The organism is Mycobacterium marseillense (genome assembly GCF_010731675.1).
GTDB classification, from domain to species: domain Bacteria; phylum Actinomycetota; class Actinomycetes; order Mycobacteriales; family Mycobacteriaceae; genus Mycobacterium; species Mycobacterium marseillense.
The window spans coordinates 3,786,147-3,807,176 of record NZ_AP022584.1 but is presented as its reverse complement, the minus strand read 5'-3'; the positions used below and the strand labels follow the sequence as shown (position 1 = coordinate 3,807,176).

General features: G+C 69.0%; 20 protein-coding genes. 6 read left to right on the top strand and 14 right to left on the bottom strand.

Translation table 11 applies throughout. From position 1 onward, the window contains the following. Positions 1-2: 2 nt before the first annotated feature. From G6N26_RS17515 to G6N26_RS17495, 5 genes are read left to right on the top strand one after another with little or no spacing between them, the layout of a single operon-like run. The gene (locus G6N26_RS17515) at positions 3-2,336 is read left to right on the top strand and encodes a CaiB/BaiF CoA-transferase family protein (protein WP_083015870.1); all 2,334 of its coding nucleotides are present in this window, start codon (positions 3-5) and stop codon (positions 2,334-2,336) included. 1 nt (position 2,337) lies between these two features. Continuing rightward, a complete protein-coding gene (locus tag G6N26_RS17510; protein ID WP_067175682.1) occupies positions 2,338-2,691 on the top strand; it encodes a hypothetical protein in 354 nt (117 codons plus the stop codon). Positions 2,692-2,717: 26 nt separating this feature from the next. After that, a complete protein-coding gene (locus G6N26_RS17505; protein ID WP_083015873.1) occupies positions 2,718-3,878 on the top strand; it encodes a thiolase family protein in 1,161 nt (386 codons plus the stop codon). Continuing rightward, positions 3,875-4,309 carry a Zn-ribbon domain-containing OB-fold protein gene (locus G6N26_RS17500; protein ID WP_083015877.1) on the top strand — a complete coding sequence of 145 codons (435 nt, stop codon included), beginning with the start codon at positions 3,875-3,877 and terminating at the stop codon, positions 4,307-4,309. The genes G6N26_RS17505 and G6N26_RS17500 overlap by 4 nt, the downstream gene beginning before the upstream one ends. After that, entirely contained in the window at positions 4,306-4,956 is a 651-nt protein-coding gene (locus G6N26_RS17495; protein WP_067175692.1) for a PadR family transcriptional regulator, read from the top strand. Before G6N26_RS17500 ends, G6N26_RS17495 begins: the two co-directional genes overlap by 4 nt. Here the strand turns inward: G6N26_RS17495 and fadD1 are convergent. From fadD1 to G6N26_RS17480, 3 genes are all read right to left on the bottom strand, one after another. Continuing rightward, positions 4,895-6,529, bottom strand: a complete 1,635-nt coding sequence (gene fadD1, locus G6N26_RS17490) for a fatty-acid--CoA ligase FadD1 (RefSeq protein WP_083015880.1) — start codon at positions 6,527-6,529, stop codon at positions 4,895-4,897. The two genes, G6N26_RS17495 and fadD1, sit on opposite strands and share 62 nt — an antisense overlap. A gap of 86 nt (positions 6,530-6,615) precedes the next feature. Continuing rightward, positions 6,616-7,377: an SDR family NAD(P)-dependent oxidoreductase gene (locus G6N26_RS17485; protein WP_083015885.1), complete on the bottom strand. Its 762-nt coding sequence runs from the start codon at positions 7,375-7,377 to the stop codon at positions 6,616-6,618. Positions 7,378-7,475: 98 nt separating this feature from the next. Beyond that, positions 7,476-8,306 carry an alpha/beta fold hydrolase gene (locus G6N26_RS17480; protein ID WP_067175701.1) on the bottom strand — a complete coding sequence of 277 codons (831 nt, stop codon included), beginning with the start codon at positions 8,304-8,306 and terminating at the stop codon, positions 7,476-7,478. Between the two features lie 68 nt (positions 8,307-8,374). Here G6N26_RS17480 and G6N26_RS17475 point away from each other — a divergent pair, with 68 nt between their 5' ends. After that, positions 8,375-8,983 carry a TetR/AcrR family transcriptional regulator gene (locus G6N26_RS17475; protein WP_083015888.1) on the top strand — a complete coding sequence of 203 codons (609 nt, stop codon included), beginning with the start codon at positions 8,375-8,377 and terminating at the stop codon, positions 8,981-8,983. Positions 8,984-8,991: 8 nt separating this feature from the next. Here G6N26_RS17475 and G6N26_RS17470 read toward each other — a convergent pair whose 3' ends face one another. The 11 genes from G6N26_RS17470 to G6N26_RS17420 all read right to left on the bottom strand — a co-directional run bounded on the left by G6N26_RS17470 (position 8,992) and on the right by G6N26_RS17420 (position 20,954). Further along, positions 8,992-9,552 carry a TetR/AcrR family transcriptional regulator gene (locus tag G6N26_RS17470; protein WP_083015892.1) on the bottom strand — a complete coding sequence of 187 codons (561 nt, stop codon included), beginning with the start codon at positions 9,550-9,552 and terminating at the stop codon, positions 8,992-8,994. A gap of 102 nt (positions 9,553-9,654) precedes the next feature. Beyond that, the gene (locus G6N26_RS17465) at positions 9,655-10,944 is read right to left on the bottom strand and encodes a lipase family protein (protein ID WP_145010373.1); all 1,290 of its coding nucleotides are present in this window, start codon (positions 10,942-10,944) and stop codon (positions 9,655-9,657) included. Between the two features lie 113 nt (positions 10,945-11,057). Then, positions 11,058-11,867 carry a polysaccharide deacetylase family protein gene (locus G6N26_RS17460; protein WP_067175710.1) on the bottom strand — a complete coding sequence of 270 codons (810 nt, stop codon included), beginning with the start codon at positions 11,865-11,867 and terminating at the stop codon, positions 11,058-11,060. A 261-nt stretch (positions 11,868-12,128) separates the two neighbouring features. Then, positions 12,129-13,520 (bottom strand): alpha/beta hydrolase, encoded by a 1,392-nt coding sequence (locus G6N26_RS17455; protein WP_083015897.1) that lies wholly within the window; start codon positions 13,518-13,520, stop codon positions 12,129-12,131. Between the two features lie 146 nt (positions 13,521-13,666). Further along, positions 13,667-15,937, bottom strand: a complete 2,271-nt coding sequence (locus G6N26_RS17450; RefSeq protein ID WP_083015900.1) for a heavy metal translocating P-type ATPase — start codon at positions 15,935-15,937, stop codon at positions 13,667-13,669. Next, positions 15,934-16,146: a heavy-metal-associated domain-containing protein gene (locus tag G6N26_RS17445; RefSeq protein ID WP_067175720.1), complete on the bottom strand. Its 213-nt coding sequence runs from the start codon at positions 16,144-16,146 to the stop codon at positions 15,934-15,936. Before G6N26_RS17445 ends, G6N26_RS17450 begins: the two co-directional genes overlap by 4 nt. Positions 16,147-16,209: 63 nt before the next feature. Next, positions 16,210-16,980: an SDR family NAD(P)-dependent oxidoreductase gene (locus G6N26_RS17440; protein WP_083015903.1), complete on the bottom strand. Its 771-nt coding sequence runs from the start codon at positions 16,978-16,980 to the stop codon at positions 16,210-16,212. After that, a complete protein-coding gene (locus G6N26_RS17435; protein WP_083015906.1) occupies positions 16,980-17,801 on the bottom strand; it encodes a mycofactocin-coupled SDR family oxidoreductase in 822 nt (273 codons plus the stop codon). Before G6N26_RS17435 ends, G6N26_RS17440 begins: the two co-directional genes overlap by 1 nt. An 18-nt stretch (positions 17,802-17,819) precedes the next feature. Beyond that, the gene (locus tag G6N26_RS17430) at positions 17,820-18,884 is read right to left on the bottom strand and encodes a hypothetical protein (protein ID WP_083015909.1); all 1,065 of its coding nucleotides are present in this window, start codon (positions 18,882-18,884) and stop codon (positions 17,820-17,822) included. Next, positions 18,874-20,034 (bottom strand): sulfotransferase family protein, encoded by a 1,161-nt coding sequence (locus G6N26_RS17425; protein ID WP_067175806.1) that lies wholly within the window; start codon positions 20,032-20,034, stop codon positions 18,874-18,876. The genes G6N26_RS17430 and G6N26_RS17425 overlap by 11 nt, the downstream gene beginning before the upstream one ends. Positions 20,035-20,078: 44 nt before the next feature. After that, complete coding sequence (locus tag G6N26_RS17420; protein WP_067175732.1) at positions 20,079-20,954, bottom strand: SDR family NAD(P)-dependent oxidoreductase; 876 nt, start codon at positions 20,952-20,954, stop codon at positions 20,079-20,081. Positions 20,955-21,030 lie beyond the last annotated feature (76 nt).

The following is a 21,030-nucleotide window of genomic DNA, read 5'->3' as shown; positions in this document are numbered from 1 at the left end:
ACGTGACAGGTGCGGCGCCGTTCGCGGATTGGCGCGTGCTGGAATTGTGCAACGGTCTGGCGGTGTCCTACTGCGGCAAGATGTTCGCCGACGCCGGCGCGGAAGTGGTGAAAATCGAAGCACCGCAGGGCGACTCGCTGCGCGGCTGGTCGGCCGGCGGCCCCCCCGGGGCGCTGTTCGGATACCTGGCCGCCGGCAAGAAGTCCGTGGTCAACCACGACCAGGCCGAGGTCGCGTCCCTGCTGGCGGGAGCCGATCTCGTGCTCACCGACCTGACCGACGGATGGACGCTGGACGGCATCACCGCACACACCGCCGCGTCGGCGGTGGTGGTGGCCGTGACACCGTTCGGCACCACCGGCCCCTACGCCGAAAACCACGTCGCGGCCAACGAATTCATCCTGCAAGCGCTGTGCGGATCGATCGCCGGGCGCGGCTGGCCGGACGACGAACCGGTACAGGCCGGCGGCCGGCTCGGCGAATGGCTGGCGGCCACGTTCGCCGCCGCGGCCGCCGCGGCCACGGCGCGCCACGCCGCCCGCAGCGGCCGGGGTCAGGTCATCGACGTCTCGACGTACGAGGCCATGGTGATCGCCATGGGCGGCCTGTCGGCGATGTCGGCCAGCGTGCTGGGCGCCGATTCCCTCCTGCACGAACGCAGTTTGGAGCTGCCGTCGATCGTGCCCACCGCCGACGGCAGGGTCGGTTTCTGCACCATCACCGCGCAGCAGTTCCAGGACTTCCTGGTGATGATCGACCGCGCCGACTACGTCGACGACGCCGAGCTGGCATCCTTTGCCGGACGGGTCGCGCGCCGCGACGAGTTCCTGGACATGGTCACCGCATGGACTCGGAGCCGCACCACCCAGGAGATCGTCGACCTCGCCGTGGCCTTCCGGATTCCGGTGGCCCCCATCGCGTCTCCCGACATGCTGCCCAAAGTCGACCACTTCGTGGAACGCGGCGTGTTCGTCGAATCGCCGGACGGGGTGCTGGCGCCGCGGGTGCCGTATCGCAGCGAGGCCATTGCGACGAGGGCGCCCGCGCGGCCGCCGGCACTCGGCGCGGACACCGGACGGCTGCGCTGGCCGGCGCGACCCGAGCCGCCCGGCATCGCCGATGCTGATGTCCTGCCGCTGTCCGACGTGCGGATCACCGACTTCACCGCGTTCTGGGCGGGCCCGGTCGCCACGCAGCTGCTCGGCGCGCTGGGCGCCGATGTGATCAAAATCGAGGGTGTCCGGCGGCCCGACGGCATGCGGTTCTCCGCGGGGCGCCCGCCCGACTGGGACCAATGGTGGGAGTGGGGCCCAGTCTTCTTGTGCAGCAACAACAACAAGCGCGGGGTCAGTATCGATCTGGGCACCGAGGCCGGGCGCTCCGTCGCGCTGGAGCTCATCGCGGCCAGCGATCTCGTCATCGAGAACTTTTCACCCCGGGTGATGGCGAATTTCGGCCTGGAATGGGACGCGGTCCGCGCGGCCAACCCGCGGGCCGTCATGGTGCGGATGCCTGCGTTCGGGCTCGATGGCCCGTGGCGCGATCGCGTCGGCTTCGCGCAGACGATGGAACAGGCGACGGGCATGGCGTGGATGACCGGCCACGCCGACGGTCCGCCGGTGATTCCGCGCGGAGTGTGCGACCCGATCGCCGGCCTGCACGCCGCCTTCGCCGCTGTGGCCGCGCTGACGATCCGCGACCGCGAGGGCGCCGGCATGCAGGTCGAATCGACCATGGTCGAGGCCGCGCTCAACGTGGCCGCCGAGATGCTGGTCGAGTATTCCCGCAACGGGATCGCCCTGCGGCGCAACGGCAACCGCGGCCCCGGTGCGAGCCCCCAGGGAGTGTACCGCTGCCGCGGCGACGACGAATGGGTCGCGCTCGCCGCGCTGGACGCTCATGACCGCGCGTCACTGGCGGGGCTCCTCGACCAGCCGGACCTGCACGACACCGGCTGGGACGAGCGGGCCGACGACATCGACAAACTGATCGCCGATTGGGCCGCGACGCGCTCGGTGACCGACGCGGTCGAAGCGCTGCGCGCCGCCGGTGTGGCCGCCGCCCGCGTCACCCCGGCCGCGGCGCTGCTGACCGACCCGCACCTGCGCGCCCGCGGCTTCTGGGAGACGGTCGACCATCCGGTCGCGGGGTCTTTCCTGTGCACGGGAATGCCTTTCGCGTTCCTCGGCCGGCCGCGGCGCTGGATCCGGCGGGTGCCGCCGCTCTACGGGCAGCACACCGGTGAGGTGCTCACCGACATTCTCGGGCACAGCGAGGAGGAGCTGGCCGGATTGCGGCGGTCGGGCACCATCAGCGACCGGCCGGCGGGTCTGTGATATGGCGGTCAGCCTGTGCGTGCCGCCCCGCGCCGGAGAGCTGTGCGCGCCGGTGCGCTTCCTGGTGCGTCAGGATTCCGTGGTGATGGAGCTGACCGCGCGCCACCGCATCACCAGCGTCGAATGGGACGAGGACGAACACGCGGTGGCGATGGTCGTCGAGATCACCGACCCGCAGACTGCGCGACCGGTGGACGTGCGGATCGACGTCTTGGAAGAGGTTGTCGAAAAGGCTACGGAAGCGGCGGCAGGGCACCCCGCCGCACCCGCCACAATTATTGGCACCATCACCCGCGACGGGAGACGATACGAGGTCAGGGGCACCTACCTCGGTGTCGTCGCGGACGAAAACTGAACGGCGGTAACGGGAATGGGGCAGCAGTGAGCGCGACGAAGCGCACCGCGGCGATCGTCGGGGTGCACAACACCCGGCAGGGGCGGAGGCTGGACGGCGAAACGTCACGCGGCCTTGCGATCAAGGCGATCCTGGGCGCGCTCGACGATGCCGGCCTGGCCCTCGACGACGTCGACGGCATCAGCGCCAGCCCGCAGTCGACCTCGTTGATCTACGACCTGCGCATCGGCCCGGCCTGGCAGGGCCTGGCTTTCGGGGTCGGCATGATCACCGAGGCGGTCACCGCCATCGAGCACGGCATGGCCGACGTGGTGGTGCTGGTCGCTGCGCAGGCCGGCGAATACCGCGACCACGAGGCCACCGCGCCGTGGACCCGGCCCGAAAACGAATTCGTCGCGCCCTGGGGCATGTTCACCACCGCCGAGTTCGCCCTTATCGCCCGGCGGCACATGCACGTCTACGGGACGACGCGCGAACAACTTTCGATCGTGGCGGCGACCGTCCGCAACAACGGCTCACGCAACCCCGAGGCCGTCTACTACCAACGCGGCCCCTTCGCGCCGGAGGACATCACGGCGTCGCGTCCCATCGCGGACCCGTTCCATCTTCTGGACTGCGCGACCACCTCCGAAGGTGGGTGTGCGCTCGTCGTGGCCAACCTCGACGCCGTCGACGTCAAGAGCCAACCCATCTACGTTCTGGGCAGCGGCGCGGACTTTCACGGACCGTCCTACCAGCACCCGCCGGCGTACGACCTCGCCGGGCGGCGCGGCGATCACGTGAACGGGGTGGTGGGCCGGCGCGCCGCCGAGTGCGCGTTCAGCCACGCCGGGGTGTGCCGGGACGACGTCGACGTGCTGGAACTCTACGACCCGTTCTCCTTCGAAATCATCCGTCAGTTGGAAGCTTTCGGCTTCTGCGGCGACGGCGAGGGCGGACCGTTCGTCGCCGATGGCCACATCGCCATCGACGGTAGCCATCCGATCACCACCGACGGGGGAACGATGTCGTTCAGCCACGCGGGCTCCAACCCGCAAATGATGCAGCGCGCCATCCGGGCCGTCCAGCAATTGCGCGGCCACGCCGGTGATCTTCAAGTCCCCGATGCCCACATCGCGTTGTGCAGCAACGGGGGAGCGGGGGCCTTGTTCACGACGGTGCTGATTCTGGGAGACGAGCCACGGTGACCTCTGATCCATTGCGACCCCAGGCCGGGCCGGTTCCGCACGCGAGCAGCCAGGTCAGCGTGCCGTTCTGGGAGGGCTGCCGATCGAAGGAACTGCGCTACCAGGGTTGCGCGGCGTGCGGCCTGGCGAACTTCCCACCGACCGAGCATTGCCGCCAATGCCTTTCGGAGGACCTCGGCTGGCGGCAGGGCAGCGGCACAGGCGAAATCTACAGCTGGACGGTCGTTTATCGGCCCGTGACGGCGGAGTTCGAACCGCCGTATGCGCCGGCGATCGTCACCCTCGACGAGGGTTATCAGATGCTGACCAACATCGTCGGTGTGCCCCCGGAGGACATCGAGGTCGGCCTGCGCGTGCGGGTGCAATTCCACGACGTCGGCCCCGACGTGACCCTTCCCTACTTCACCGCCGAAGAAACCGACAGTTCGTGAGTCCCCGCACCAGCAACGGACTTCCGGTCACCGCCTACCTGGTCCTGGGCGTGCTGGCGGCCAACGACGAACAATTGACCGCCGGCGAGATCAAGATGCGCGCTGAACTGTCGGTCGGCCACTTCTACTGGTCACCGTCGGTCAGCCACGTGCGGCGCGAACTGACCCGGCTGCTCGCCCGGGGAATGGTCAGCGAGACCGGCGCCCAGTCCGGCAAGCGCGCCATCACCCTGTACGAGACCACCGAGGCCGGACTCGACGCGCTGCGCCGCTGGGTGCAGCATTTCCCCGGCCAGGACCAAGTCGTCATCAAACACCCGGTCATCCTGAAAACCTGGCTGGCCCGCGGCGAGGACCCCGACCACGTCCTGGACACCCTGGACCGCCACCTCGACGCCACCCGCGCGCGGCTCGACGAGGCGCTGTGGTCGCGGCAGCGTTCCCACGAGCTCGGCATCACCGACGACCCCGAACAGCGGTACTCCTTCGCCGTTTTGGACTACGCGATCCGCGGGCTGTACGCGGAGATCTCCAACATCTCCCAGCTGCGCGACGAGATCGCCGCCGGCACGAGCCGCGATCCGGTCAAACGGGTGCGACGGTCGAAGGGGCAGATCCGCCGTCGGGCACCGCGGAACCCGGGCTAACGGTGTAGGCCGTCCCCCGGGATTCACGCTCCCACAACACTTCTCCCTCGCCGATCGCGGTTCCCTGGGCGATCAACTGGCGCTTGAGCACTTTGTGGGTGGCGGTGCTGGGCAGGTCGGTGGCGATGCGCACGTAGCGCGGCCGGGCCTTGGGGGACAGGTCGGCCTGCTGGTCCAGGAACGCTTCGAATTCGTGGGGCGCGAGGCTGTGGCCGTCGTTGAACACGATGGCAGCCATCACCTGATCGCCGACATGACCGTCCGCGACGGCGTAAATCGCGACCCGGTTGATTGCTTTGTGCCGCAGCAGGATCCGCTCGATGGGCGCGGCGGCCAGGTTCTCGCCATCGACTCGCATCCAGTCGGCGGTGCGGCCGGCCAGGTAGATCCAGCCGCCGGCGTCGCGGTAGGCCAGATCACCCGACCAGTACATGCCGTGGCGCAGGCGCTCGGCGTTGGCGTCCGGGTCGTTGTAGTAGCCGGTGAAGAAACCCGAGCCCGCCGTGTTCACCAACTCGCCCACCGCTTCGTCGGCGTTGACGAGGGCGCCGTCGGCGTCGAACCGTGCGACCGCGCATTCGGTGACGGTGTCGCTGTTGTAGATCGCCACGCCGTCGGCACCGCGGCCGATCGACCCCTTCGGCGTGCCGGGTTCGCGGATCACGATGACGGCGTTCTCGGTCGATCCGAAGCCGTCCTCGACCTGCACGCCGAAGCGGCGCCCGAACTCCTCGATGTCCTTGTCGTTGGCCTCGTTGCCGAATGCCACCCGCAGCGGGTTGTCGGCGTCGTCGTCACGTTCGGCGGTGGCCAGGATGTAGGCCAGCGGCTTGCCGACGTAGTTCATGTAGGTGGCGCCGTGGCGACGGATGTCGTCGAGGAAGTTGCTCGCCGAAAACTTCGCCGGCACGATCGCGGCACCCGAGCACACCGCGGGCGCCCATCCCGCGACCACCGCATTGGAGTGGAACAGCGGCATCGACACGTAGCAGGTGTCCTGGCCGGTGAGGGTGAACCGCTCGGCCAGGCTGAGGCCGGCGACCGTGGCCATGAAGTGAGATACCTGAACCGCCTTGGGATTTCCGCTCGTTCCCGAGGTGAAGATCATCATGAAGGCGTCCATAGCGGTGACCTGCCGATGCGGAGTCAGCTCGCCGGCGGCGTCGATGAACTCGGTCCACTGCGGCGACGAGGTGTCGAGGATCCGTGTGTCGGCCAGGTCCAGACCGTCCAGCAGCGGGCGGTGTTCGGCGTCGGTCACCACGAACTGACAGTCGGCGCGGCGGACGTCGGCGGCCAGCGCCTCACCGCGCCGCGTGGTGTTCAGGCCGCACAGCACGTAGCCGCCGAGCCCGGCCGCGGCCATTTGGCTCAACATCTCGGGGGTGTTGCCCAGCAGGGCGCCGACGTGCACGGGCCGCGCCGGGTCGGCGGCGGCCAACAGGGCGGCGGCGCGCGCGGTCGACCCCTCCAGGTATTGTCGCCAACTCCACTGCGCATCACCGTATTTCACCGCGATCGACGGATCGGCGAGGCGCTTGCGCAGCAGCGCTTGAATCGTGTCGTCAGCCATCGGTCCGATTCACCCTCACTATGCCTGTCATACGAGACGAGACGGTCCGTCTTATAGTAGCCGTCCGGTGGCGACCGGTGCGCCGCCTATCCGCCCACCATCATCAGGCCGCCGTCCACCGCCAGCAGTTGCCCGGTGATGAAGCCCGAACCGGGCCCGGCCAGAAAGACCAGCATCGGCCCGAGGTCGCGGGTGGGCTCGCCCAGCGTCCCGCCCAGCGGGATCATCATCTTCATCTGCTGGTCGATCAGGGCCGCGGCCTCCGGGCCGAGGAAATCCCGCAGCCGATCCGCACCCGGCGTCTGCACGGCCGGTGCCAGGGCATTGACGGTGATGTTGTCGGCGGCCCACGCCTTGGCGGCCGACCGCGTCCACGCCTGGACCGCGCCCTTCGTCGCGGCGTAGACGGCCGAGATCGGGCTGCCCATAACGGCTTCCGACGAGCCGAAGTTGATGATCCGCCCGCCCTTGGGGTCTTGGTCCTTCATGACGGCGTAGGCGGCCTGGTTGGTGAGGATGGTCGCCTTGACATTGGTGTCTAGCAGGGACGAGATGTCGTCGGCGCCGATATAGCCGGGAATGCCCGCCTGCCAGAGTCCCGCGGCGTTCACCAGCACGTCGAGTCCGCCCAGGTGTTGCGCCGCGGCGGTGACCGTGGCCGAGACGGCGTCGGGATCACGCGCATCGCACTGGAACCACTTGGCGGCGAGGCCTTCCCGCGGCGGCGTCTGGTGATAGGTGGCGGCCACCTCGGCGCCCGCCTCGGTCAGGACCCCCACCGCGGCCGCGCCGATCCCGGTGGCGGCTCCGGTCACCAGAATCCGCCGGCCTCGCAGCATGTTTTCCATGCCCGCGAGCGTAACGCCACGGCGAAATCCCGCTCGAATTTTCGCCGTGGCGTTACGGCCGCCGCCCAGAAGTCGTTACGGCCGCAACCCAGAAGGCCTTACGTGCGCACCGCGACCGTCGAGAGCAGATCGGCCAGGCGGTCGGGCTGATCGACCATAGAAAAGGTCCGGGCTCCGTCGATCACCTCGAGGCGGGCGTTGGGAATGGTCGCCGCCAGCCGGGCACCGTCCTCCTGCTCGAAGAACACGTCGTCGGCCGACCATGCGATGAGCGTCGGCTTGTCGAAGTCGTAGAGCCGGGCCGCCACCGTCGTCGTCACCTCGGTGCGCAATGACAGGGTGAACTGACGCAAGTCCTCGGCGACCGCCGGCAGCGACAGCCCCGGGCGCACCCATTGCTCGGTGAGGTCGTCGATGTTGCGGTGGGCCAGGCCATCGAACGCCCGCTTGCGCACGGTCGGCACCCGCATGGCCTGGGTGACGGCCCGGAACGTCGTCTTCGACTTGGCCGCCAGGATCACCGGTTTGAGGATCGGCGGTGGAAAGTGTTCGAACGCATCGCAACTGGTCAGCACGAGCGCGCCCAGCCGCTCGCGGTGATGCACGGCCACCAGCTGGGTGACGACACCGCCGGTGTCGTTGCCGACGAGCACCACGTCCTCGAGGTTGAGCGCGTCGAGCACCTCGGCGACCATGCCGGCGACGCCGGTGATGGTGCGATCGGCGCCGCGGCGCAGCGGCTCCGGGTGCGCGCCCAGCGGCCAGGTCGGGGCGATGCACCGCAGGCCGCGGCCGGCCAGCCGCTCGCTGACCTGGCGCCACAGTTGGCCGCCCATCATGTACCCGTGCACGAAGACGACGGGCCTGCCGTTCGCGGGTCCGGTTGCTTCGTAATGAATGGTTCCGGCACTAATGTCGATCGTCGACATATGAGGACTCCTACTTCAGAGATACACTTACAAACAGGCTGTCTGTTCGTAAGTTACCAACAGGCTGTATGGAAAGCAAGAGACGCACCCAGGAGGAGCGCTCCGCGGCGACGCGTGAAGCGCTGATCGCGGCTGCCCGCAAGCTTTGGGGTCTGCGGGGTTACGCGGAGGTGGGTACGCCCGAGATCGCCTCGGCCGCCGGGGTCACGCGGGGCGCGATGTATCACCAATTCGCCGACAAGGCAACGCTATTCCGTGAGGTCGTCGAGGTCGTCGAGCAGGATGTGATGGCGCGGATGGCCGTCGTGGTCGCCGAGGCGGGGGTGGCGACGCCGACGGCCGCGGTCCGGGCCGCGGTCGATGCCTGGCTCGAGGTGTCCGCCGATCCCGAAGTGCGGCAACTGGTCCTGCTGGACGCGCCGAGTGTGCTCGGCTGGGCGGGATTCCGCGACGTCGCACAGCGTTACAGCCTGGGGATGACCGAGCAGATGCTCGGCGAGGCGATCCGGGCCGGCGAGTTGGCCGAGCAACCGGTGCGGCCGCTGGCCCACGTGCTGATCGGGGCACTCGACGAGGCGGCGATGGTCATCGCCACCGCCGACGACCCGGACCGTACCCGGGGCGAGACCCGCGAGGTGCTGCACCGCCTCATCGACGGGATGTTCAACGCGCGCTGACGGCGGGTTCAGTCACCGCGAACGTGGGCGACGCCGGCGATGACGCCTTGGATGAGCCGGTCGAGGTGCTCGGGGTCGTCGACGGCCGGCTGGCCCGCGACGAAGGTCAGCATGATTCCGTTGATGAAGGCCAGGGTGGCGGTCGCCTGGTCGTCGACCAACGCCGGATCCGGCGCGCTGCCCTCGGGGTGCCACTGGGTGACGACGTCGCGGGCCAGGGCGTAGAGCCGATCCGCCGACTCACTCAGCGCCGCCGCCAGTTCGGGGTCCCGGCCGGCCAGCAGCGCCAGCTCGTAGCGGGCCTTGGCGCGGGTCAGCCAGGGTTCGCTGTTGACGTACATGACGATGCGGGCCAGCCCCGCGGTGCCGGTGAATTGGGTGGCGTGGTCCTCGGCCAGCTCGGCCATCATCGAAAAGTCGGCGACGTCGAGTTCGGCCAGGCGGGTCGCCATGGCGTGCACCAGCGCCCTGCGGGTCCTGAAGTAAAACGATGTGGTGCCCGCCGGCACGCCGGCGTGGTCGTCGACCTTCGGGTGGCTGACGCCGTGTACCCCGTTGCCGCCCAGCAGTTCGATCGCGGCGTCGGCGAGTTGGCGGCGCCGCTCGGGCGCGTTGTGCTTTCTGCGTGCAGCGATGCGCCCCAGTTTATCGACGCCACCGGCGGCCGCGCGTTAGAACTGACCGCAGTTCGGTGTGCTGGGTTCCCCGTTGAAGCGGGCCGCGATCCACTGCATGGCCGGTTCCCCGTCGACCAGCATGGGCAGGGCGTGGTTGATGACGAGCTTGTTGAGGAAGGGCGGCTCTTCGTTGGAGCGGAATTCGACGTCGGCGTCCTGGGCACACCAGTCGCGTCCGAGTTGGTTGGCCGCGGTCCACGGCACCAGCGGGTCGTAGCGGTTGCTGTTGATGAGCACCGGCGCGTTGGGTTTGTAGCGCCCGAGCCGCTGCGCCTCGAACAGGCTGCTGAACGGCTCCTCGTTGACCAATTGGTTGATGTCCTCGGTGAAGTAGGGCTGGATGTGGCGAAACATGAAGTCCAGCAGGGTCTGACCGACGCATTGGCGCGATACCGATTCCAGCATCGCCAGGCCGCGCGGGGTCATCTTGGAGCGGATGGTGTCGGCGAATTCCGGGTAGGCGGCCATCACGCTGTTGAGCGCGTATCCGACGACGCCGACCAGCACGCTGCCGTCCGCGTAGGGCAGAAGTTCCTTGAGGTTGGCGGGCGGCGCCCCGGCGTAGGTGCCCACGATGCGCAGCTCGGGCGCGTATTGCGACGCGAGCTCGGCCGCCGACGCCGTCGCGCCGCCGCCCTGCGAATAACCCCAAAACGCCACGGGCCCATGCGGATCCAGCGAGGTGCCGGGCAGCCGCATGGCGGCACGGGCCGCGTCGAGCACGGCCTGTCCCTCGGCCACCCGCCCCACGTACGTGTGCATCGACGCGGTGCCGAGACCCTCGTAGTCGGTCATCACAATGGCGAACCCACGCGCGACCATGGTGGCGACGAACAGCTCCTCGTAGTTGAACATGATGTCCCAGCCACCCGAATAGTGGATGCCCTGGTTGAACATTCGCGAGGGGGCGCACTGATTGCCCTGCCCCTGGGTGCCCGGTGCGTAGCTGATCAGCGGGCGCGGCCCGCCGCCCGGCCAGTCGTTGTAGGGCTCGAAGTAGGTGCCCGTCACCGCGATCGGGTTGCCGCGGGTATCGGTGCTGCGGTACATGATTCGCGTGCCGGTCGCCATGATCGCGCCCAGCTGGCCCGACGGTTCCAGCACCAACCGCGACGGTTCTGTGCGGATGAGGTCGCCGGGCTGACCGGGCGGCAGCGGATCGGGCGCGGCATAAAAGTCCGCGTACTGCGGCTCGTCCCCGCCGTCGGCGCGCGCAATTCCACCTCCCACCAGCGTCGAAGCAATTATCAGCAGCACTGTTAAAACTCCCCCGGCCCGATGCATTACGGAACGGTAACAATGGACCGCCCGCCAGCGGAAGAGCAATCTCTAATTTTTTAGAGATTAGGACGGCATAACGGTGAATCCGGACGAAGAATTGCCGTTAGCCGCCGCGGTCAGGGCGTCTTGAGGAACACGTCGTTGAGCGTGACGGTGCGAAGGTTCCGCTCGCGGATGATGTCGACGAGTTGCGGATAGACGTGGGTCACCGGCAGATGATTGAGGTGCCCGATGACGATGGCCTGCGGCGTGAAGTACTGATCGGCCATCTGCACGATGTAGTCCTCGGTGATCAACGTCGAATCCGAGAGCGAACCCGACCACAAGGTGGGGACCTTGTAACCGAGGTCGGCGGCCACGGCATCCACCTCGGGGTTGCGTTTGGCGTAGGGCGGGCGCCAATAGGGTTTGGCGCCAATGCCGTACGTCTTCTTCAAAAACGCGTCGTTTCGAGTGAGCTGTTCGGCGACTTGCTCTCTGGTCAGCGTGGTCAGGTCCGGGTGTGACCAGGTGTGGTTACCGAGTTGGATCTGCCCGCTGTCCACTAACGGCCGGAGCAGCTCGGAGTTTTCGGTCCACGAGTCGTAGATCCCGTTCACGAAGTACGTCAGCCGCACGCCGGTGTCCCTGGCGAACTGCGTGTAGGCGCGCACCACTTCGCTGTTCACGCCGTCGTCGACGGTCAGCGCGAGCAGGTCGCCCTCGCCCGGGAGTCTCGTCAGCGCGCCGCCGCCGGGCAGTGGGATGCGGGCGCTGAGCGGCGGGGGCGGCAGCAGCGCCTGCGGGGCGGTCGGGCCCGACGTCGGGATGTCGACCCCGGGCGTCTGGGCGAATGTGCGCGGCTGCGGGTCGACGATGAGCCGCGCCGTCCCGACGCCGGCAACCACCGACGCGGCGAGCGATCCAAGGAACTGGCGGCGGTTCATGGTAGCGACGAGGCGATGTCGATCGAAGGCAAGCGCGTGCGCAGAAAAGGAGAATTCGGCCCGGTTATTCGGAAACGGATTGCGGCGCGTTGCGTACCAAGCGCGTCCCCGCGGGAACCGCCGTGAGTGCAAAACACCGAGGCCACAGCAGCGAACCGTACCATTCGGGGGCCCAATAAGTCGGCTGCGTTACGGGAGGGTCAGCTGTGAATTCTCGGCGGCGGCCATTGCGGCTATTGACGGCGGACCGACCAGCGGGAATTAATGCGGTTCTCCCGGGCCGCGGCGCGGCAATTGCGCGGGTTCGGCGGCGGGAGTTCCGAGGGTGAAAGCCAGCCACGGCAGGGCGGTGGCAAACGCCTGGGCGGCAAACGGCCAGTCGTGCTTGCCCTCCTGGGTGACCACCGCGCAGGCGATGCCGTGCGCGGTGCCGACCGCGCACAGCGACCTCGCGGCGGCGTCCTGGCCCTCGGGGTTGGCGGCCGAATCGGTGCTGGACGCGGCGAGGGTGGGTGTGGCCTGTTCGGCGGCGTCGTGGGGATCCGAGGAGACGGGCACGTCGAACCATCCGGACAGGTCGGGGTAGTGACCGTGCTTCGTCATGACGGTGACCGGGTCGAAGGCGGCCCACGCGGCCTGATCCCCGCCGAACAACCGGGCGACGGATTGGTCCTTGGACCCGACGTTGGGGCCTCGGTCGCCCGCGATGTCCACGAACGCGTTGAACAGCTCCGGATGCATGACGGCCAGGTCGACGGCGCAGGTGCCGCCCATCGACCAGCCGGCGACGCCCCAGTTGGTGCGGTCCGCGCTGACGCCGAAGTTGGACACCGTGAACGGGATGACGTCCTTGGCCAGGTGGTCGGCGGCGTTGCCGCGGCTGCCGTTGACGCACTCGGTGTCGTTGTCGAAGGACCCCGTCGGATCGACGAACACCAGCACCGGCGAAAAGCCGTGATGCGCGGCGGCGAAGTTGTCGATGGCGGTGAAGGCGCCGCCGGGGCCCAGCCAGTCGGCCGGGGTGTTGAAGGCCGAGCTGATCATCATGACGGCCGGCAGCCGGGGTGGGGGATTGCTGTTGAACCATGCCGGAGGCAGGTAAACCAATTCCCGCCGGTGCGCGAAATGGGAGGCGGCGGAGTCGATGTCGACCGGCACCACGACACCCTTGGTCGGCCTCGTCCCCGCGATCTGCATCTCGGTGACCCGCAGCCGGTCGACCTGGTCGGGCAATGGCACCGACGTCAGCTGATTCCACGCGGCCAGCGCCGTGGGAAAGTAGCCCACCCAGCCGTTCAGGGCCATGCCCGCGCACAGCACGCACAGCGGTATCGACAGCACCGCCAGCCCGCGGCGCCACCACCGCACGCCGCGCCAGCCCACCAGGAACACCGCGGCGGCCAAGCCGCTCATCGCGATCCACAGCCACAGCGTCGTCGGCGCCGGGTCCCCGGCTACCCCGAGCGAGGTGATGTACCACCGCGACAGCACGGTCACCGCGATGGCCGCGATCGCCGCCACGGGCAGCACGCGCTTGAGCCAGCCCGGCGCGCGCCATTGGATCGCGACGATCAGGACGAGTAATGCCAGGCCCTGCACGGCGGGCGGAAACCAGCCATGCAGCAGGGACAGTTGCCCGAAGAACTGCTCCAACGGTCGTGACCTTTGCTAGATCGATCGCTGCGCGAGGGGTGCGGTGATTGTCGTGAGTGTCGAGGGGCCGGTCGGGATCTGGCAGACGGCGGCCGGACTCACTATCCCACACGATCACGGCCGGCCGGCCCAACGCTCGGGCCGGTTCACGCGTCGGTGATGACGCTGGTGAACGAGCGCAGCCGCAGGCTGTTACCGACCACCAGAACGCTGGAGAGCGCCATGGCGGCACCGGCCAGCATCGGGTTGAGCATGCCCAGCGCGGCGAGGGGGATCGCGGCGATGTTGTAGCCGAAGGCCCACACCAGGTTGGCCTTGATGGTGGCCAGCGTCCGGCGCGAGAGCCGGATCGCGTCCACGGCCGCGCGCAGGTCGTCGCGGATCACGGTCAGGTCGGCCGCCTCGATCGCGACATCGGTGCCCGCGCCCATGGCCAGACCCAGATCGGCGGCGGCCAGGGCGGCGGCGTCGTTGACGCCGTCGCCGACCATGGCGACCACCTTGCCCTCGGCTTGCAGGCGCTGGACGGCCGCGACCTTGTCGGCGGGCATCGCCTCGGCGATCACCTGGGTGATGCCGAGTTCGTCGGCGATGCGGGCGGCGACGGCGTGGTTGTCGCCGGTGAGCAGCACCGGGTTCAGTCCGAGCCGTCGGAACTGGCGTACGGCCTCGCCGCTGGACGGTTTGACCGTGTCGGCGACCACCAGGAGGCCCCGGGCCACACCGTCCCAGCCCACGACGACGGCCGTCCTGCCCTCGCCCTCCGCGCGGGCTTTGGCCGCGGCGAGCGCGGCGTCGAGGCGCACACCGCGCTCGATGAGCAGGCTCGCGCGGCCGACCACGACGGCGTGACCGTCGACCGTGCCGTGCACGCCCATGCCGTGGACCCCCGCGAAGTCGGCGGGCGTGGGGAGCGCGCCGAGTTGCGTCGCGGCGGCCCGGGCGATGGCCTGCGCGATGGGATGTTCGGAGGCGGCTTCCAGGGCCCCGGCGTAGCGCAACAGCGTGGCGGGGTCGGTTCCCGCCCGGTCGATCACGTCGACCAGCGTCATCCGGCCCGTGGTGACGGTGCCGGTCTTGTCGAGCACGATCGTGTCGATCCTGCGGGTGGACTCGAGCACTTCGGGTCCCTGGATGAGGACGCCGAGCTGGGCCGCCCGGCCGGTGCCGACCAGTAGCGCGGTCGGAGTCGCGAGCCCCATCGCGCACGGGCAGGCGATGATCAGCACCGCGACGGCCGCCGTCAGCGCGGTCGTGGGCGTAAATCCCGCCGCGAGCCAGCCGCCCAGCGTCGCCACCGCGAGCACCAAGACGACGGGAACGAACACGCCGGAGACCCGGTCCGCGAGGCGCTGCACCCGGGCCTTGCCGGACTGGGCCCGTTCGACAAGTCTGGCCATCTGCGCCAGCTGGGTGTCGTCGCCAATCCCGGTGGCGCGCACGACAAGCCGGCCGCCGGCGTTGACGGTGCCGCCGGTGACGGCGTCGCCCTCGCCGACCTCGACGGGCACGGACTCGCCGGTCAGCATCGAGGCGTCCACGGCCGAGGAACCCGCGACGACGACCCCGTCGGTCGCGATCCGTTCGCCGGGACGCACGACGAACTCGTCGCCGACCGCCAGCCGCTCAATCGGCAGCCGCGTCTCGGTGCCGTCGCGCACTACCCCGACGTCCTTGGCGCCCAACGCCACCAGCTCGCGCAGGGCGTCCCCGGCGGACCGCTTGGCCCGCTTCTCGAAGTACCGGCCGGCCAGGACGAACAGCGTCACGCCGGCGGCCACCTCGAAGTAGACGTGGCACGGCGCGTCATCGCGGCCGACGGTGAATTCGAAGTCGTGCTCCATGCCCGGCGCGCTGGCCGTCCCGAGGAACAGCGCGTAGAGGGACCACAGGAACGCGGCCAGGGTCCCGATGGAGACCAGGGTGTCCATGGTGGCGACGCGGTGTTTGAGGTTGGCCCAGGCCGCCGCGTGGAACGGCAGCCCGCACCACAGGACGACCGGCGCCGTCAGCGCCAGCGATGCCCAGTGCCAGTGGTGAAACTGCCACGCGGGAACCATGGCCATGCCGATCACCGGGACGGCCAGCACCGCGGCGGTGATCAGCCGTCGGCGCAGCGCCGCCAGCTCGGCGTCGCGCTCCGGCGAACGTCGCGCCACGGCGGCGGTGTAACCGGCCTTTTCGATCTCGTCGATCAGGATGCGCGAGTCGTACCCGGCGGGGACGCTGACGGCGGCCTTCTCGGTCGCGTAGTTGACGGTGGCGGCGACGCCGGCGAGCTTGTTGAGTTTCTTTTCGATCCGGGCCGCGCAGGACGCGCAGGTCATCCCAGTGATTTCGAGCTCGATGCGGGGTGTGCGTGCCGCGGTGTCCTCGGGAAGCGTGCCCTCGTTGATGTGGCGTGGGGGCGTGCTCATGCGACCAGGACGGCCTCGAAGCCGGCCTCGTCGACCGCGGCGAGAACGGCATCCGCGTCAATGGGCAGCGCGCCGGTGACGACGAGCCGGCCGGTGTCGGCGCTGACCGTCACGCCGTCGACGCCGGGGATCCTGCCGACCTCGCTCTGGATGGCGGCCTCGCAGTGCGCGCAGCTCATCCCGCTCACCTGATATTCGCTGGTGGGCATGCCGCTCCTTCTCGATACCGCCGCGGTCTTGACCCCACCATTCTGCCTGCCCGGCGGTTCGGGCTATTGGCGCAGGTGTGACCCGCCGCCGATGTACCAGACCTGGCCGGTGATCCACTCGGCCTCGTCGGACAGCAGGAACGCGGTGATCGCCGCGAGGTCGTCCGGCTTGCCCAGCCGGCTGGTCTTGCCGAACATCAGGAAGGCCTGCTGGAGCGCGACGTCGTTCTGCCGCTCCTGGGTCTCGCCCATCACCAGGCCGGGCATGACGCCGTTGCTGCGGATGTTGTGTTTGCCCCAATTGACGGCCACGTGCCGGGTGAGGTGGTTCACCGCGGCCTTCGAGGCACCGTAGGAGACGTGCATGGGGTCGCTGCCCAGCGCGGCGCCGGAGGAGGTGTTGACGATGCTGCCCCCGCCCCGGGCGAGTAGGTGCGGCAGGACCGCGCGGATCGTGCGGACATAGCCGAGCAGGTTGACGTCGAGCGTGCGCTGCCAGACGTCCATCTCGGTCTCGAGAATCGTGGTGTCGCGCCCAAGATTTTCCTCGGACAGATCGGCGCCCACGTTGTGCAGGCCGTCGATGGCCCCGAACTCGTCGAGCGTCGTTTCGACGAGGCGCCCCACGGACTGTTCGTCGGCGAGGTCGAACTCCACGGCGATCGCGCGGCCGCCCGCCGACTCGATCCGCTCGGCGGTGGCGGTGGCGCCCGCGATGTTGGTGTCGCCGATGGCGACGCGGGCGCCTTCGGAGGCAAGGCGCCCGGCGGTGGCCGCGCCGATCCCGGTGGCACCCCCGGCGACCACGAATGTCTTGCCGGCCAGGCCGCGCATCACACGTACCCGACGCCGATGTCGACCGAAACCTGGGTGGCGGTCACCAATCTGGATTGGTCGGAGGCCAGCCAGGCCACGGCGTCGGCGATGTCCTCGGGCTGCGCGATGCCCTCGGGCAGCAGCGGCTTGTGCATGCCCCGCAGATGCGGATAGTCGTCGGCGGCGGCCTGCAATGCTTCCCGCATCCGGCCGGTGCCCATCGGGGTGGCGACGGCGCCGGGGTTGAGGCTGTTGACGCGAATGTTGTACCGGCCGAGCTCGGCGGCGAACGCCCGCGCCATCCCCACGACCGCGTGTTTGCTTGCGGTGTAATAGATCATGAACGACTGCATCTTGATGCCGGCCGCCGAACCGATCAGGATGATCGAGCCGCCGCGGCCGCCGTCGATGATGTGCCGCACCCCCGCCATCACGGTGTTCCAGGTGCCGATCACGTTGGTGTCGATGGTGTCTCGGAATGCCTGCGCGGTGATCTGATCCCAGGGCGCGGGGCTGCAGATCCCGGCGTTGGCGACGATGACGTCGAGCCGGCCCAGCTCGCCGACCGCCTTGTCCACGGCGGCGGACAGCGCGTCCAGCTCGCGGATGTCGGCCTCGGCGGTGACGATTCGCCGGCCGTTTTCGCTCACCAGCCGTGCGGTCTCGGCCAGATCGTCGGGCGTGGGCGAGTCGTAGGGGACGCTCGGTGGCAGCGGCCCGGCGAGATCAACCGCGACGATATCGGCGCCCTCTGCCGCAAGGCGCACTGCGTGTGCCCGGCCCTGCCCGCGCGCGGCGCCGGTGATCAGCGCGACCTTTCCCGAGAGTGACTGGCTCATGTGTGGTCTGGGTTCCTTTCAGTCGCGCGCGATCTTGTCGAGCGGGTTGGAGCGTTCCAGCATGCCGTAGGCTTCTTCGCCATCCCATCGGTAGCGCACGCCGGCCTGCTGGACGGCCGGGAACTCGGCCATCTCCTCTTTGAGGGCGTGCATGGAGTACATGTCGTCGTTGTGGTGCACGTCGTGCGTGGAAAACACTGTCTCGCCGGCGATTTCGACGAGCCCGTCGGCGGTCTCCAGCACCAGCGAGACATCCTCGCCAAGGGGTCGCAGCCGGGTCAGCCAGGGCGCGCGCACCGCGCGCGCCGGGACCAGACCGCCGTCGCCGGTGAAGATGAATCCCTCGTTGAAGGTGGGCTGGCCGTCCGGACGCGGCGGATACGCGATGTAGCCGAAGGCGCGACCGCTGCCGAACACGGCCGACTGCCAGCAGTGTCCCCAGAAGCCGGCGAGCTTGCGCACGCCGGTACGACGGATCCGCAGGCCGCTGCCGGTGAACGTGTGGCGTTCACTCCCCACCCGGAATTCCCCGGCGGCGGTGAACAATTGCTCATAGCGCGGCCCGCCCATGATGGCGCCGACCGGGGTGGTCTTGAGTTGCGTGTCGGCATCGGCTTGCAGCGCGCCCTGGACCCACGGGGGCACCGCCATCTTCGCCTCGACGCGGAAGCCGATGTCGGTCGTCGGGCCGTCCTTCTTGCCCGCCACCAGGTCGGCCGACGAGGTCTGCACGGCCGGCCCGTTGTACGTCATCGTCCAGGTGTCGAAGGGTTCGAGGCACTGAAATGCCAGGCCGCCCGCGCCGAGCACGGTGGGCCGCCCGTCGGCGCCCCGAGTGGGCAGCGACGGCCCGTTGGTGCGCAGCCGGTAGACGCGCCCGTCGGGAAACGCGGCATTGACTTGAATGTCATGGGAGTCCCAATTGGCGCCCACCGCTTCGATTCCCACGCGCGGCAGGCCGATCTGGCCGCGGTCGTCGACCACCCAGAAACTGACCGAGTCCCGCATCTCCGGATCGTCCGGGCGCTGCGCCAGTACGTATTCGCGCGACGGGTCGATGCCGCCGGTGAGGTCAACCGCCATTGCTTGTTTCACTCCTTACGTTTCCGTGCCGCGTCCACCGCCGCGCGCTTTTGACATAGCGCGCGAACCGGGGCCGAACCTCGTCGAGGTCGATTCCGAACTCCACCGGGTCGGCGTGCGAACTCGGCTCGCGCTCCGCGGCGGCGTGCTCCCACCAACTGTGCATCCGCGCTTCGAACTCGTCGGACACCGGGGCCCCAAGCCAGGCGTACAGGCCGGCGACCTCGCCGACCGGATCGGCCTGCATGGCCCGAAAGTCGATGTCGTAGAACCGATCATCCGCACCGGCCGCGCGGAACTGCAGCGCGCGGTCCATGCCGAGTGACCAATGCTCGACGTTGAGCCGGCCGATGTAGCGGCGGTCGACACGGGTGTTGAACGACCCGATGATGTCGGCATACAGGTCGGCCACCGACAACAGGACATCGGTGGGGTCGCGATGGGTCATGACGAATCGCGCGTCGGGGAACGCCGCGTCCAGCGCGCCGAGCCACAACACGTGCGACGGGCACTTCAACCGCCACGGCCGCTCCGGCTCACCCCACTGCAGCAGCTGCATCACCCGCCGCTGGTAGCGAAACGTCGGGGCCAGGTCGGCGTGCTCCACCAGCCACGTTGAATACGAGGGGATTTCGGCGAAGGACTGGAAGATGTGCGATTTGAAATCGAGCGCCATCAGCTCGTGGCACTCCATGGGCCCATGTGTATCGCCGGGAACGTGGCGGCGAGTCCCCACCACCTCACCCTGGTCGGCCGGGACACGAGGATCGACGCCGTGCACCGTCGAGGGCGGCGGGCACGGTTGTGTCGACTCCCATCGGCGCAGGTAGCGCACCTCGGGGTCCTGGGCCAGCAGCATCGACAGGGCGGTGGATCCGGTCCGGGGCAATCCCAGGCCGACGAGCGGCTCGCGGATGGGCACGTCCCCGATCTCCGGGTGCCGCCGAAACCAGTCCTCGACCTGCAGCCGTTGCGAGAGATAGCCCGCGATGCGTTGTCGCAGAAAGGCTTCCCCACGCTCGTTGAGGTGCGCCTCGTCGCGCAACGCGGACAACAGGACGCTCAGACCCTCGGTGAAGGAGTCGTCGCCGAATTCGGTGAGCCCGGTCCGTGCCGCGGCTTCCTCCATCAGTTCACCGGGTGTCAGCACGGCTGTCTCCTTGGCGTCCTTGGTGAAAGTGGCTGCGGCAGCGCTCAACCCATCCACTGCCCGCCGGCGACGTCGATGGTCTGCCCGCACAGGTAATCGGCCGCCTCGGAGGCCAGGAACGCGACCATGTTGGCGGCCTCCTCGGGCAACGACGCGCGACCCAGCTGGACCTGGTGGGTGATCGCTTCCTGGATGGCGCCGCGGCCGGCGCGCTGCTTGTCGTCCTGAGGGTCGAGCAAGTACTGCCGCATCTCCGGCTTGATCATGATGCCCGGCGCCACGCCCAACACATTGACACCGCGAAGCGCGACCTCGTGGGCGAGGTTCCGCGTGAACCCGATGACCCCGGCCTTGCACGCGTTGTAGACGACGAGGCCGCGCTGCTGAATGCGGCCGCCGACCGATCCGATGTTGATGATCTTCCCCGAGCCCTGGTCGAGCATGTGGTGCAGGGCGGCGTGCGCCCCGTACATCATCATCGTCAGGCTGCCCAGCACCGTGTAGTCGATGTCCTGTTTGGTCTGCTTCTCGAACGGCCCCGCTGCCACCATCACCGGGTTGTTCACCATGATGTCCAGGCCGCCGAGTTCGTCGTGGGCCTGGCGCACCGCGCCGTGCACCTGGTCCCAGTCGGACATGTCGGCCTTGACGGGGATGGCCCGCACGCCCCAGCGCTCCTCGACTTCCTTGGCGCGGCGTTCGACCTTCTCGAAGGTGCGGCCGATGAGCGCGACCTCGGCGCCGCAGCCGGCCAGCCGGTTGGCGATCGCCTGTCCCAGACCGTCGCCGCCGGCACCGGTGACGAAGGCCTTCTTGCCGGACAGGTCCATCAGTTCGGTCACGCGCTTGCCGACGATGTGCTCGGGTAGGCGGTCCAACCCGAGCAGCTGCACCCAGTCCTGTTCGCCCTGAACCGTCATCCTCGACCCTTCCTCAGCCAGACCGGGACGGCATCGCCGCCCCACCTCGCTGACGATATGGCCGCCTCACGGCCAG

Bases quoted from the DNA above. Each gene is read 5' to 3' on its own strand.
- G6N26_RS17485 (WP_083015885.1), bottom strand. From the start codon at position 7,377: ATGGAAAACATGCTGCGAGGCCGGCGGATTCTGGTGACCGGAGCCGCC.
- G6N26_RS17480 (WP_067175701.1), bottom strand. From the start codon at position 8,306: ATGTCGACGATCGACATTAGTGCCGGAACCATTCATTACGAAGCAACC.
- G6N26_RS17450 (WP_083015900.1), bottom strand. From the start codon at position 15,937: ATGAGCACGCCCCCACGCCACATCAACGAGGGCACGCTTCCCGAGGAC.
- G6N26_RS17460 (WP_067175710.1), bottom strand. From the start codon at position 11,867: ATGAACCGCCGCCAGTTCCTTGGATCGCTCGCCGCGTCGGTGGTTGCC.
- G6N26_RS17475 (WP_083015888.1), top strand. From the start codon at position 8,375: ATGGAAAGCAAGAGACGCACCCAGGAGGAGCGCTCCGCGGCGACGCGT.
- G6N26_RS17445 (WP_067175720.1), bottom strand. From the start codon at position 16,146: ATGCCCACCAGCGAATATCAGGTGAGCGGGATGAGCTGCGCGCACTGC.
- G6N26_RS17420 (WP_067175732.1), bottom strand. From the start codon at position 20,954: ATGACGGTTCAGGGCGAACAGGACTGGGTGCAGCTGCTCGGGTTGGAC.
- G6N26_RS17435 (WP_083015906.1), bottom strand. From the start codon at position 17,801: ATGAGCCAGTCACTCTCGGGAAAGGTCGCGCTGATCACCGGCGCCGCG.
- G6N26_RS17440 (WP_083015903.1), bottom strand. From the start codon at position 16,980: ATGCGCGGCCTGGCCGGCAAGACATTCGTGGTCGCCGGGGGTGCCACC.
- G6N26_RS17465 (WP_145010373.1), bottom strand. From the start codon at position 10,944: ATGCATCGGGCCGGGGGAGTTTTAACAGTGCTGCTGATAATTGCTTCG.
- G6N26_RS17510 (WP_067175682.1), top strand. From the start codon at position 2,338: ATGGCGGTCAGCCTGTGCGTGCCGCCCCGCGCCGGAGAGCTGTGCGCG.
- G6N26_RS17430 (WP_083015909.1), bottom strand. From the start codon at position 18,884: ATGGCGGTTGACCTCACCGGCGGCATCGACCCGTCGCGCGAATACGTA.
- fadD1 (WP_083015880.1), bottom strand. From the start codon at position 6,529: ATGGCTGACGACACGATTCAAGCGCTGCTGCGCAAGCGCCTCGCCGAT.